The organism is Candidatus Pelagibacter sp. HIMB1493 (assembly GCF_052047995.1).
In the GTDB taxonomy this organism is placed as follows: Bacteria; Pseudomonadota; Alphaproteobacteria; order Pelagibacterales; family Pelagibacteraceae; genus Pelagibacter.
Genome location: NZ_JBNAIP010000001.1, coordinates 1,236,322 through 1,249,611, shown reverse-complemented (window position 1 = coordinate 1,249,611; position 13,290 = coordinate 1,236,322). Strand labels below are relative to the sequence as shown.

Below are 13,290 nucleotides of genomic sequence, written 5' to 3'. Positions count from 1 at the left end.
TTACTTAATTTTTGAGATAACTGATTTATAGATTTTTTCTTCTTCTTTTAACATTTTCAAATAATCTTTATTTTTTACATGATCAAAACCTAACAAGTGTAAAAAACCATGAATAAATATTTTAATTATTTTTTCTTTAAATTGTTTATCTGTTTGTGATTTTGGTTTATTCATAAAATTAAAACTAATAATTATATCTCCTAAGTAAGTTTGCTTTGATATTTTTAATATTTTGCTAGATGGGAAAGATAAAATATCAGTAGATTTATTTTTATTTCTAAATTTTTTATTTAAAATTTTAATTTTTTTATTATTTGAAAGAAGTAAAGATAAACTTATTTTTTTATTTAAAAATTTAAATTTTTTTGGAAAAGCATTTGCAATGCTTTTAAAAAAAAATTCTTTCTTTTTTAGTTTTTTAGACCAAGCCTTCTCTTCTGAGAAGACGTTTAAATTAATCATTTTTAGAGTAGGCTTTTACAATTTTAGAAACCAATGGATGTCTAACTACATCTGAATGATCAAAGTCTACAACTGAAATTTCATTTAGATGCCCCAATAATTCTTTTGATCTAACTAATCCTGACATACTTTTGTTAGGAAGATCTATCTGAGTAGGATCTCCATTGACTACAATTTTTGAATTTTCACCGATTCTTGTTAGAAACATTTTTATTTGTGTATCTGTTGCATTTTGTGCTTCATCTAATATGGCAAAAGAATTTTTTAGTGTCCTGCCTCTCATAAATGCCAAAGGAGCAATTTCGATATCACCAATTTCGATCATTCTTTGTATTTTTTCAAAATCAAATAAATCGTACAAGGAATCATATAAAGGTCTTAAATAAGGATCTACTTTTTCTTTCATATCTCCAGGTAAAAAGCCAAGTCTCTCTCCTGCTTCAACAGCAGGCCTAGATAGAATAATTCTTTCTATTTTTTTTTCTAACAACATAGTTAAACCAACTGCTACAGCTAAAAAAGTTTTTCCTGTTCCAGCTGGACCTGCTGAGATTACAATATCACTTTGTCTTAGAGCTCTGACATAGCTTTTTTGTTTTTCGGATCTGGGAATAATTGATTTTTTTGGTGTTTTTATAATGTCAGTTACATTATTATCTTTAACTTTCTCTTTAATCATAAATTGATCAACTGATGATATAAGATCTTTATTTTCGATTGAACCATTATTTATAAATTGATTAGTTAAAAATTGAATTGCATTTTTTATTAATTCATTTTTTTGTGGATCTGATTTTATCATTATTGAATTTCCCCTAGAATACAAACTAGAGTTAGTCATCTTTTCTAATTCTTTTAAATTTTTATTAAATTCTCCGGCAACACCCATGAGTAATTCGTTGTTGTGAAATATTACACTTAATGAATTGTTATCTGAGTAAACAAATTTTAGAGTGGTGTCGATTTTTTTTTTAATTGTATTATTCAAAGATTATGCCACCTTTTGATCTGGGTTGCTTAACAATTCTCCAAACAATGTAGTTCTATTACTATTTGTAATTTTTACTTTCACAATTTTTCCAATATGTTCTCTTTTACCATTAAAAATTACTGATGTCATATATTCAGTTCTGCCAAAAGCTTTGGATTTATCTTCAGTTAAATTTTCAACCAACACATCAATTGTTCTATTTTTTAATTTTTTGTTCATTTGGGTTTGATTTTCAGATAATAAATTTTGAATAATTTCTAACCTTTTCATTGAAATTTTTTTATCAATTAAATCTAAACCTTCTGCCTTTGTCCCAGGCCTAGGACTAAAAATAAATGAGTAAGAATTTATAAAATTAACTTTTTTAATTAAATCGACTGTACTTTGGAAATCTTCTTCAGTTTCACCAGGATAACCAATAATAAAATCACTAGAAAATTCAATTGATTGATTAATTTTTTTCAATTCGTCATAAACTTTTAAATAATGATCTATTTTATGTTTTCTATTCATCAACTTTAAAATCCTATCGGATCCACTCTGAACAGGAAGATGGACTAAAGGCATTAACTTTTTTGAGACTTTATATACTTCAATTAAATCATCAGTCATATCTTTTGGATGCGAAGTTGTGTATCTAATTCTTTTTATATCTTTAATCTTTTCAGTTTCTAAAATTAAATCAGATAGTCTTTTGCTATTATTATTGTAAGCATTTACATTTTGTCCCAAAAGTATGATTTCTTTTGCTCCATTTTCTGACAAATAATTTGCCTCCTCAATTATTTGATTAAATGGTCTAGAATATTCTGGTCCTCGAGTATATGGAACGACACAAAAATGACAAAACTTATCACATCCTTCTTGAATAGTTAAAAAAGACGAAACTTTACCTGCCTCATTCTTTATTTTGCTAAAATATTTAAATTTTGAAACAGCATCAAAATCTGTTTGTTCAATTTTTTTTCTTTTTTCAATATGATCCAGAATTGTTTCGTTAATCCTATGATAGGCTTGAGGGCCAATTACTAAATCTATATAAGGTTCACGTTTAAGCATCTCTTGGTTTTCTGCTTGAGCAACGCACCCTGCAATTATTACTAATGGTTTTTTTTTGGCTCTAAAGCTTTTTTTAACTCTTCCTATTTCAGAATAAACTTTTTCTTTTGCTTTATCTCTAATGTGACAAGTGTTTAATAAGTAACAGTCAGCATCTTCTAGATTTTCACTTTTTTGATAACCAATTTTCTTTAATGAATCAAAAATTCTATTTGAATCATATTCATTCATTTGGCATCCAAAAGTTTTTATAAATATTTTTGATTTTTCAATCATAGGGATTATACTATGCCAACTATGTCTTGATCTACATATGCATTAAATGAAACAGATCTTCTTTCTTCCTCAGTGTCTGTAAAAGGATAAACTGTGTGCATAACATAATTTGGAAAAAAATAAAAATCACCCACTTTTGGCTGGATTGTAAATATAGATTTAGAAAGAAATTGATGGGAACCATGAACCAGAACTAAATTGCCATTTCTATTTTTTTTATCTTTCTGAACGGTTTTACCCATATTATCAGGAACCTTTAAATAGCCGACTCCTGAGACATGACCACCATGAAAATGAATTGGATTGTATTCATTCTTAAACTGTCTAACGACCCAGGATGCAATTAAATCAAATTTTTTTATTTTTTTTTCAGTTTTTTTTAATAACCAGTCCTGTACGGAAAGAGCTAAGAAATCAATCCATTTTATTTTTTTCATGAAATCACCCTCCAATCTAAATTCTTGAGTAACATTACCTGCTAATTTATAGCCACCATCTAAAATTTCAGATTTTTTATTATCTTTTAAAATTTCATCAACATAATTGTTCATTGAATCTATAATCTCTTTAGGTATAGAAACCTTTGCGATTGAAGGGCCAAAAGGTTGTAAAATCTCTAAATCATTCATTATTATTTTTAATTTTAATTCCGTATAATTCTAATTTATGATCTACTAATTTGTATCCATATTTATCTGCTACTTTTTTTTGAAGTATTTCTATTTCTTCATCAACAAATTCTATTATTTCACCTGACTTCACATCAATTAGATGATCATGATGTCCTTCATTAAGCTCTTCATACCTTGCTTTTCCACCTTTAAACTCATGCTTGGTAAGTATTCCAGACTCTTCAAATAATTTTACTGTTCTGTAGACGGTGGCAATACTTATTTTATTATCAATCTTTGAAACTCTATTGTAGAGTTCATCAACATCAGGATGATCGGTAGACTCTGACATAACCTGGGCAATTATTTTTCTCTGATCTGTCAATTTTACACCTTTTGCTAAACATTTTTGTTCAATTGTTTCAGACATAATTTAATTTTAACTTATATAAATAGGGTTAATCAAATTTTTTTTAATTTTAAATTTATCACACAAATAAGGGACATTTTCATATTTTACATCTTTTTCACCTTTAAAATCTTCTAAACTATAGCAATAATAATCAATACTTTTTGCTAATTTAAGAGCCTTTACAACAGAGATAGAATTTCTAATCCCTGCAAAACTTCCTGGGCCTCTGTTAATGTATATTTTGTTAATATCCTTCAATTCAAATTTATTTAATTCCAAAAATTCTTTTATTAACAAAGTTAATTTTTCATAATTTATTTTAGTATTCTCATGAGTAATATTGTAAATATGATCATTAACTATGAGCATTAAAAAAATTTTATCTCCAGCTACATCAATTATAAGTTTATTCATTTTATCTTTATTCTTTAATTTTAGTTCTAAATCAGATGAAAATAATATCAAATTTTATTCAGAAGATAATGGCATTTTATCAATAATGTATCATCGTTTTAATGAACATAGGTACCCATCAACCAATATTAATATGGATGTGTTTAAGAAGCACTTAGAAATTGTTAAAAATTCTAAATACAATTTTCTTAATCCTAATGAATTTGATTCAAAATTTAAAACTTCAAAATCAGAAAAAGAAGTTTTGATAACAATTGATGATGCATTTGAATCATTCTACAATGAAGCTTGGCCACATTTAAGAGACAACAAAATTCCATTTATACTTTTTGTTTCAACAGAACCAGTTGGAAACAAAGGTTATATGACCTGGGATCAAATTAGAGAAATTGATACAGTGGATTTTTCTTTAATTGGACATCATTCACATAGCCACGGATATCTAATTGAAGAAACTGAAGAAAATTTCATTTTAGATATTGAAACTGCAAACAAAATTTTTAAACAAGAACTTAATTATATTCCTGATTTGTTCTCTTATCCATTTGGCGAATATTCTAAATTTATGAGAGATTATATTTCTCAAAACTTTGAATACGCATTTGGTCAACATTCGGGGGTTATTGATCTTAATAAAAATAAATTTGAATTGCCAAGATTTCCGATAAATGAAAAATACGGAGAGCTTAAAAGATTTAAATCTATAATTAATTATTATCCTTTAGAATATAAAAGTTTATCTCCAAATGAAAAACAGCTTACAATAAATGATAATCCACCAAATTTTAAAGTTGAATTTTTTAAAGAACAAAAAAATTTAAGTAAAATTACATGTTATTCCAACGAAGGAGACAAGTGGGATAAATCTAAAACTAATTTATCTAATCAAATCTTAACTATTGAATTTAGAGAACCTTTTAAGCCTAGAAGAGGCAGAATCAACTGTTCTTTAAATGACGATGGAAAATGGAGATGGTTTGGAGTTCAATTTCCAATCAAAAAAAATTAAATTAAGCTTTCTAAATCCTTGCTAGATGGCAACAATCTTGCCTCATCAAAATCTTTCAATTTATTTTGATTAATTATTTTTTGGAGAACTTCGATGTACTGATTTCCTGTTTCAGCATATTTATCTAAATGTTTAGATAAAATTATACTATCAAGTGGTTTATCATTGCTTCTCAATTCACTCCTAGCTTTTCTTAAATTTATGTAAGATTTATGAGTATTTAAATTTCTTAAATATGCTCTCACAGATAACTGTAAACTATTAAATTTCATGACTTTATGGGTTTCACCTTTCTCAGCTTCTTTAGGTTTTAAACCTTCACCTGACCATGTCCATTGACCAAATAAAGCATTCCCTTTTCTTGCAAATCTTGAAGTTCCCCAACCTGTTTCTTTTGCTGCTTGTGCAATTGCTAACGAAGCTGGAATTTCATCCATTCTTACCTTTAATGATGAAAAATCATTTTGCCTAACACCATATTGCTTAAATTTTTTCTCAAGCCATTTTTTTTCGATATCAGTATTGCTATTTTTATTTAAAATCGAAAAGAGTCTTTTTCTATCTATTCTAATTTTAGTATTTTCTTTAACAATCAATGGGAGTATTATTTTAATAAACATCTCCTTTTTTTTCTTTGAACTTGAAATATTATCAATTTCATTTGGAAGAAGTCCTATATCGATAGGCTTAACAAGCTTATTTTCTCTCACATCATTTAAATTATAATTTACTTCCTTAAATAAGGTATTAATTTCTGATGTTGTATACCTGACTAAATTAATTTCTGAATTATTTTCCTCTAAAATATCATAAAGTAAATCCATCTCATCTACTTCACCTGATATATCTTCTTCAATTAAACCATTTGTATTAAGTTTTTTTAATAAAAGATTTTTAGAATTATTTGTAAATTCCTTATGATTAAAATTTTTTTCAGCAAAGTTAATAAACATCGGGGTTATATAAAAAAATGAGATTAAAAAAATTCCACTTAACATAAATCTAGAAATAGAATTAATGCTTTTATTTTTACTAAATTGAAATTTAACTAAATTTTTTTTCATAAACTTTTATATCGCAACAACTTGTTTTACCTCTGGAAGATAGTGACATAGAAGATTTTGTACTCCTTGCTTTAAAGTCATTGTCGAACTTGGGCAGCCTGAACAGCTTCCTTGTAGTTGCACTTTTACTATTCCGTCTTTAAATTCTTTAAACTTTATATCACCGCCATCTCTTCCAACTGCGGGTCTAATTTTTTGATCTAAAATTTTTACAATTTTTTTCTCTATTTCACTTAGATTGTCATTTTTTTCTTCATCATTTTCATCAATGACGTATTCCTTACCATCTAAATAAAAGTCGTTTATTAATGAGATAACAATATGTTTAATTTCTTCCCATTTAATTTGGTCATTTTTATTTACTGAAATAAAATCCTGTCCTAAAAAAATACCCTCAACTCCATTGACTGATAAGATATTTCTAACCAAATCATTATTTATTTGATCTTTATTTGTGATTTCGTAAGGACCACTATTTGATACTTTCTTCCCAGGAAGAAATTTCAAAGAATTAGGATTTGGCGTTATTTCAGTTTGTACGAACATATTGTAAATATATATAGAGCTTATTTATAAAATTTAAACTTGATATTTAAATTATATTAAAATCCTAGTATTTCTTTAATTCTATCTATCTTTTTTGATGCAATTGAGTTTGCTTTTTCAACTCCTTCTAGAAGGATTTTATCTAAATAAGGTTGATCATTTAAAAGTTTTTTTATTTCTAGAGATATAGGTTCAATCTTTTTAACCAATAAATCAGTAAGTTGATTTTTAAATTCAGAAAAATTTTTACCTGAAAAAATTTCGACTGTATTTTGTAAAGTTGAATTATTTAAACTAGAATATATTCCAAGAAGGTTTCTTGCTTCTAACCTCTCATTTAATTCTTCAACACTACTTGGCATTGGTAACGGATCGGTTTTTGCTTTTTTAATTTTATTTACAATTGCATCTCTGTCATCTGTTAAATTAATTCTGCTTAAATCTGATAACTCGGATTTACTCATCTTTTTTGATCCATCTTTTAAACTCATAATTCTAGAAAATTCTTTTTGAATTAAAGGTTCAGGTACTTGCAAAAAGTTATCTTGATCAAAATCGTTATTAAACTTTTGAGCAATATCTCTACATAGCTCAAGATGTTGTTTTTGATCATCACCAACAGGGACATGAGTTGCATCATACAAAAGAATATCTGCTGCCATCAAAACAGGATATGAATACAGTCCAACGCTTGCTTTTTCTTTATCTTTACCTGCTTTTTCCTTGAATTGCGTCATTCTATTTAACCAACCCATTCGAGCAACACAGCTCAAAATCCAAGCTCCCTCTGAATGGGCTGCTACACCAGATTGATTAAAAATAATGCTTTTTTTGGGATCAATTCCACTTGCTATAAATGTAGCTACAGTCTCTCGGATATTATTTTTTAGCTCTTTTGGGTCTTGTTTAACTGTAATTGCGTGCAGATCAACTACACAGAATATACAATCATTATCAACGTCATTACTAAGGTCTACAAAGTTCTTGATTGCACCTAAATAATTACCCAAGTGAAGATTACCTGTTGGCTGAACACCAGAGAATATTTTTTTACCCATATTCTTAATAGTTTAATTTAATATCACTAATTTTAAAAGCTTTGATGAAATAACAAATAAATATGTAAAAGAATAGTGCAAATAATACGCTTAAGATTAAATAAATTGATTTAAAGCTATAATAAAATGAAAGTTGATTTTCAAAAAAGTTTAATAGAAAATTAAAGAATAATCCCATTAAAATTGATGCAAAAATTATTTTAAAGAAATTTAAAAAAAAGTTATTTTGAAAATAGAATAATTTATTATTTCTTAAGTATATAAATAGCACTATTGCATTAAACCATGACGAGATTGAAGTTGCGATTGGAATTATAATAAAACCTATTTTGTTAAAATAATAAATACTGATTAAAATATTTAAAAGAACTGAAATCAACGAAATATAAAATGGTATTTTTGTATTATGATTAGCAAATAAAAAACTTGAAAAAACTTTTATCAAAGCAAAAGCGGGTAAACCTAAGGCAAAATAGAATAAAGCAAGACTTGAATTATTAACAGATTCTTTATTAAAATTCCCATAACCAAACAACGCTGAAATTATTTCTTCTGAACCAATCACTAAGGCTATTGTTGCTGGAATACTTAAAAATAAACTTAGCTCTAAAGCTTTGTTTTGAATAAGAGAAATTTTTTCTTCATTTTTAGATTCAATAAACCTTGAAAGTTGTGGCAGAATCACGACTCCAATGGCAATACCGGCTATCGCTAGGTTGATCTGATAAATTCTGTCTGCGTAATAAAGATAAGAAACTGCGCTAGCTTGAAATGAAGCAATAATTGTTCCAACCAAAATATTGATTTGTGTTACGCCAGATGAAAAAATGCTCGGTAATAGTTTTCTAAAGAAAAACTTTACTTTTTCATCAATTGCTAAATTAAAAGTAAATTTTAATGAAAAAAATTTTTTAACAAAATAATATAAAAAAATTAACTGTAATAATCCTGCCAAGGATACACCATAAGATAAATAGTACACAAGTTCATCTCCTAAAGCTTTGGAAAATAATAAGACAATTATTAAAATAACATTTAATAGAATTGGTGCTGCAGAAGCTGCAGCAAATTTATTATGAGAATTTAATATTGCAGAAAAAAAAGATGCTAAACTAATAAACAATAAAAAAAGGAAAGTAATTCTTGTTAAACTGATAGCTAAATTCATTTTTTCTATATCGTCTACAAAACCTGGGGCAATAATTGATACAAATCCAGGCATAAAAACCTGAACGACTATTGTTAAAATTAAGAGACCTAAAAATAAAAGATTAAAAATATCATTTGCAAACTCGTTTGCAGATTTTTTTCCTTTGTTCATTTCAGACGTGTAGCTAGGTACAAAGGCTGCATTGAAAGTTCCTTCTGAAAATAATCTTCTAAATGTATTTGGAATTCGAAATGCTACAAAAAAAGCATCTGCCAACAAACCTGTTCCAAGAAATATTGCAATTAATATATCTCTAATATATCCAAGCAATCTGCTAATGATGGTATAAAAGCCAAATGTGCCTGTTGACTTAATTAAGTTCATAAATCATATTAGTCTTAATTTTACCCTAATTGTATACTTATTATCAGAATATATAGATCAAATATTCCAAATAATAAAAAATATAAAATAGATAAAGTTTGTATTCAGTTTAATAAAAATGAAAAAAACAAAGATTGATCATTACACAGATAAAGAAGCTTTAGATTTTCATAAGGATAAAAAACCTGGCAAGATCGAAATAATTTCTTCAAAGACCATGACTACTAAAAGAGATCTTGCTCTTGCTTATTCTCCAGGGGTTGCTGCCCCAGTTAAAAAAATAAGTGAGGATCCAGAAGCAGCTTATGATTATACGAGTAAAGGAAATTTAGTAGCAGTAATTAGTAATGGTTCTGCAATTTTAGGATTGGGAAACTTGGGAGCATTAGCATCTAAACCAGTTATGGAAGGAAAAGCAGTACTATTTAAAAGGTTTGCAGATATAGATTCGATTGATTTAGAAATAGACTGTAAAGACGCTGATGAAATTATCAATTCAATTAAAAACTTTGCTCCAAGTTTTGGAGGAATAAATTTAGAGGATATAGCTGCACCAGATTGTTTTATCATAGAGCAAAAACTTAGAGAAATATTAGATATTCCAGTATTTCATGATGATCAACATGGAACAGCAATTATCACAACAGCAGCTTTATTGAATGCACTCGACATAAGTGGAAAATCAATCAAAGATATAAAAGTTGTGGTTAATGGCGCGGGTGCTTCTGCTCAGGCTTGTACGGAGTTATTTATTAACTCAGGTGTTAAATCTGAAAATGTAATAATGCTAGATCGGAAAGGTGTAATTTATAAAGGAAGAGCGGAAGGTATAGATCAGTGGAAATCAAGATTTGCAATTAATACAGATCTAAGAACTTTAAGTGATGCAATTAAAGGAGCTGATGTTTTCTTAGGATTATCCTCAAAAGGTGTTTTGAAAAAAGAAATGGTTAAAAGCATGTCTAAAAATCCTATAATATTTGCATGTGCAAATCCTGACCCAGAGATTACGCCAGAAGAAATAAATGAAGTAAGAGATGATGCAATTATTGCAACTGGAAGATCAGATTATCCCAATCAAGTAAATAATTTAATTGGATTTCCTTACATATTCAGAGGCGCACTAGATGTAAGATCGAAAACAATTAATGAGGAAATGAAAGTTGCTGCTGCTAAAGCTATAGCAAAACTTGCTAGAGAAGATGTGCCAGATGAAGTTGTAGCGGCTATGGGAGGAGAAAGACCTCATTACGGCAAAGACTATATTATCCCATCAACTTTTGATCCAAGATTAATTAGTGTTATTCCAGCTGCTGTAGCTAAGGCAGCAATAGAAAGTGGAGTGGCTAGAAAAAAAATTGATAATTTTGAGAACTATAAAGAGCAACTTAAACAAAGATTAGATCCAACAGTTACAATTATGCAAGGTATAAACTCGTTCATTAAAAAAAATCAAAAAAGAATTGTTTTTGCAGATGGGGAAGATGAAAATACTTTAAAAGCTGCAATAGCATTTAAAAATTCAAAACTTGGTATTCCAATTTTAGTTGGTAAAGAAAGTAAAATTAAAGAGCAGATTAAAAATATCGGATACAGCGAAAATTTTGATATTGAAATTACCAATTCGAAAGATGAAGAAAAAAGAAAAAAATACGTAAATCATCTATTCAAAAAGCTTCAAAGGGAACAAGGCTTATTAGAGCGAGATTGCGATCGAATGGTTAGAAATGATAGAGTTGTTTGGGCTACAAGTATGGTCGCTTGTGGAGATGCAGATGGTGCAGTAACAGGAAATACTAGACGTTTTGGAGCATCTCTTGAAAAAATAAAACAAGTTGTAAATGTTAGAAAAGGCGAAATAATGTTTGGACTAAACATGGTTGTTAATAAAGGAAAAACAATTTTTATTGCAGATACAAGCGTTCACGAATACCCAACATCAGAAGAAATGGCAGAAATAGCAATTTCAGCAGCAAGAGTAGTAAGACTTTTTGGAATTGATCCAAAAATCGCATTTGTTTCTCACTCTACATTTGGACAACCTTTAACAAGTAGAACAAAACACATTCGTTCAGCAGTAGATATTTTAAAAGATAGACAGGTTAATTTTGAATTTGATGGTGATATGCAGCCCGATGTTGCTTTAAATCCTGATTATGAAGAACTGTACCCTTTTGCAAAAATAGTAGGTAAAGCAAATATCTTGATAATGCCTGGACAACATAGTGCAGCAATATCATATAAACTTATGAAAACTTTAGGTGATACTAAAGTTATAGGACCCTTATTGATTGGACTTGGTTTGCCAATTGAAATTGCTCCTCTTAGATCTTCAACATCAGAAATTATTAATTTAGCTTCAATTGCTGCTTATTCATCTGAGGTGATTGAATATCTAATAGATTAATTTTTTTGAATTCTCAAATCCTCAAGTAGCAAAATACTTGCCACAACATCTTCAACGTCAAGAATTTCTTTTGCTTCACTAATAACCATTTCTTTTTCTTCGTCAGTTAAAGCTATTCCATAAACATAAATTTTCTTTTTATAAGTATCAATTTGATAGTTGGTTGCTTTGATATTTTTATTGACTATTAGAGCTGTCCTTAATTGAGACGTTATTAGTAAATCTTTTGCTGATTGCTTAAAATTAAATTCCTCTTTTATTTTGATATCATTTCTTACCGATCTAGCGCCTTTTGTTTCCCAAGCAATTTTAGTAATTTTTAATTTCTCTTCTGGTGCATCAACTTTCCCAGTAATAAATATTCTTCCATCCAAAACTTTAGTTTTAACTTTTAAAAAATGTTTTTTATCCATAGCAAGTATTTTACTTGAAATTGTTTTTTGCATAATTGAGTCATCTATTTGTGTTCCCACTGTTCTCGGATCAATTGCAACTGACACTCCAGTGCCAAATAGACCAGTTGAGCTAACTCCTGGTACACAACCCGATAAAATAATAGATAAAAAAATAATTATTAAAAATTTAATTTTCATTTTTTAATTTTAAGCAAAAATTATAAACAATTTTTTTAGGAATATTTTTATTCCTACATATTAAATCTGTAATTTCTTTTGTTGTTAATTTGGTAATCATTTTCTTAATCAGATTAATATCTGATTCACTTAGCTTTTGTGAAGCTTTTTCTTCTTTTTTTTCAGAAATAACTATTGTTAACTCACCTTTTAATTCATTGTTAAATAATTCTAGTTCATCAATATTCTTTCTAATGTACTCTTCATATAATTTAGATAATTCTCTACAAAAGACTATTTTTCTTCCAGTAAAAAATTTTTTAAATCCAGGAATAAATTTATTTATTTTTTTGGATGATGAAAAAAAAACTAAACTGTGATTAAAATTTGATAGTTTTTTTAATTCATCTTCAATTTGATTTTTTTTTTCTGGTAAAAAACCATAAAACAAAAACTTATCCGAAAATCCACTTGCTGCAACAGCAGTTGTAACTGCTGATGGTCCAGGTATTGAAAATATATTAAGATTATTTCTTATACATTCATTTACCAATACTAAACCTGGATCAGAGATGCTTGGAGTTCCCGCATCTGATATAAGTGAAATTAATTTACCTGATTTTAAATATTCAATTATCTGTAATGTATTTTTTTTTTCATTGAATTTATGATTTGAAATCAATTTTGATTTAATTTGATATTTTTCTAATAAATTTTTAGAAACGCGTGTATCCTCACAAAGTATATAATCTGATTTTTCTAGAATCTCTAATGATCTAAATGATATATCTTTTAAATTGCCTATTGGTGTTGCCACTAAATAAAGCCCATTTTTATAATCATTTGATTTAAATTGTGGTTTTGTGATCATAATT

At 27.8% G+C, this 13,290-nt stretch carries 14 protein-coding genes; 2 read left to right on the top strand and 12 right to left on the bottom strand.

Annotated features, from left to right (window positions below; translation table 11 throughout):
* The 6 genes from ybeY to ACTTBK_RS06635 are packed head-to-tail and all read right to left on the bottom strand — an operon-like array spanning position 1 to position 4,225.
* Positions 1-462, bottom strand: a complete 462-nt coding sequence (gene ybeY, locus ACTTBK_RS06660; RefSeq protein WP_440619246.1) for an rRNA maturation RNase YbeY — start codon at positions 460-462, stop codon at positions 1-3.
* Complete coding sequence (locus tag ACTTBK_RS06655; RefSeq protein ID WP_440619245.1) at positions 455-1,450, bottom strand: PhoH family protein; 996 nt, start codon at positions 1,448-1,450, stop codon at positions 455-457. The genes ybeY and ACTTBK_RS06655 overlap by 8 nt, the downstream gene beginning before the upstream one ends.
* Before the next feature lie 3 nt (positions 1,451-1,453).
* The gene (gene miaB / locus ACTTBK_RS06650; RefSeq protein ID WP_440619244.1) at positions 1,454-2,788 is read right to left on the bottom strand and encodes a tRNA (N6-isopentenyl adenosine(37)-C2)-methylthiotransferase MiaB; all 1,335 of its coding nucleotides are present in this window, start codon (positions 2,786-2,788) and stop codon (positions 1,454-1,456) included.
* Between the two features lie 5 nt (positions 2,789-2,793).
* Positions 2,794-3,417 (bottom strand): putative 2OG-Fe(II) oxygenase, encoded by a 624-nt coding sequence (locus tag ACTTBK_RS06645; RefSeq protein ID WP_440619242.1) that lies wholly within the window; start codon positions 3,415-3,417, stop codon positions 2,794-2,796.
* Positions 3,410-3,829, bottom strand: a complete 420-nt coding sequence (locus tag ACTTBK_RS06640; protein WP_440619240.1) for a Fur family transcriptional regulator — start codon at positions 3,827-3,829, stop codon at positions 3,410-3,412. The genes ACTTBK_RS06645 and ACTTBK_RS06640 overlap by 8 nt, the downstream gene beginning before the upstream one ends.
* Positions 3,830-3,838: 9 nt before the next feature.
* Positions 3,839-4,225: a peptidase M22 gene (locus ACTTBK_RS06635; protein WP_440619239.1), complete on the bottom strand. Its 387-nt coding sequence runs from the start codon at positions 4,223-4,225 to the stop codon at positions 3,839-3,841.
* Between ACTTBK_RS06635 and ACTTBK_RS06630 the strand changes: the two genes are divergently transcribed.
* Positions 4,173-5,234, top strand: a complete 1,062-nt coding sequence (locus ACTTBK_RS06630) for a polysaccharide deacetylase family protein (RefSeq protein WP_440619237.1) — start codon at positions 4,173-4,175, stop codon at positions 5,232-5,234. The genes ACTTBK_RS06635 and ACTTBK_RS06630 overlap by 53 nt on opposite strands.
* On the opposite strand, the gene ACTTBK_RS06625 is transcribed toward ACTTBK_RS06630, so the two are convergent.
* Genes ACTTBK_RS06625 through murJ form a run of 4 tightly spaced genes read right to left on the bottom strand, consistent with a single transcriptional unit; the run spans position 5,231 to position 9,436 of the window.
* On the bottom strand, positions 5,231-6,298 hold the full coding sequence (locus ACTTBK_RS06625) for a glucosaminidase domain-containing protein (protein WP_440619235.1): 1,068 nt from the start codon (positions 6,296-6,298) through the stop codon (positions 5,231-5,233). The two genes, ACTTBK_RS06630 and ACTTBK_RS06625, sit on opposite strands and share 4 nt — an antisense overlap.
* 6 nt (positions 6,299-6,304) lie before the next feature.
* On the bottom strand, positions 6,305-6,844 hold the full coding sequence (locus tag ACTTBK_RS06620) for a NifU family protein (protein ID WP_440619234.1): 540 nt from the start codon (positions 6,842-6,844) through the stop codon (positions 6,305-6,307).
* Between the two features lie 56 nt (positions 6,845-6,900).
* Complete coding sequence (trpS, locus tag ACTTBK_RS06615) at positions 6,901-7,902, bottom strand: tryptophan--tRNA ligase (protein WP_440619233.1); 1,002 nt, start codon at positions 7,900-7,902, stop codon at positions 6,901-6,903.
* Positions 7,903-7,906: 4 nt separating this feature from the next.
* Positions 7,907-9,436 (bottom strand): murein biosynthesis integral membrane protein MurJ, encoded by a 1,530-nt coding sequence (gene murJ, locus ACTTBK_RS06610; RefSeq protein ID WP_440619231.1) that lies wholly within the window; start codon positions 9,434-9,436, stop codon positions 7,907-7,909.
* Positions 9,437-9,554: 118 nt separating this feature from the next.
* Here murJ and ACTTBK_RS06605 point away from each other — a divergent pair, with 118 nt between their 5' ends.
* The gene (locus tag ACTTBK_RS06605) at positions 9,555-11,843 is read left to right on the top strand and encodes an NADP-dependent malic enzyme (RefSeq protein ID WP_440619229.1); all 2,289 of its coding nucleotides are present in this window, start codon (positions 9,555-9,557) and stop codon (positions 11,841-11,843) included.
* Here ACTTBK_RS06605 and ACTTBK_RS06600 read toward each other — a convergent pair.
* Positions 11,840-12,436: a BON domain-containing protein gene (locus tag ACTTBK_RS06600; RefSeq protein WP_440619227.1), complete on the bottom strand. Its 597-nt coding sequence runs from the start codon at positions 12,434-12,436 to the stop codon at positions 11,840-11,842. The two genes, ACTTBK_RS06605 and ACTTBK_RS06600, sit on opposite strands and share 4 nt — an antisense overlap.
* Entirely contained in the window at positions 12,426-13,286 is an 861-nt protein-coding gene (rsmI, locus tag ACTTBK_RS06595) for a 16S rRNA (cytidine(1402)-2'-O)-methyltransferase (protein ID WP_440619225.1), read from the bottom strand. The genes ACTTBK_RS06600 and rsmI overlap by 11 nt, the downstream gene beginning before the upstream one ends.
* Between the last annotated feature and the right edge of the window lie 4 nt (positions 13,287-13,290).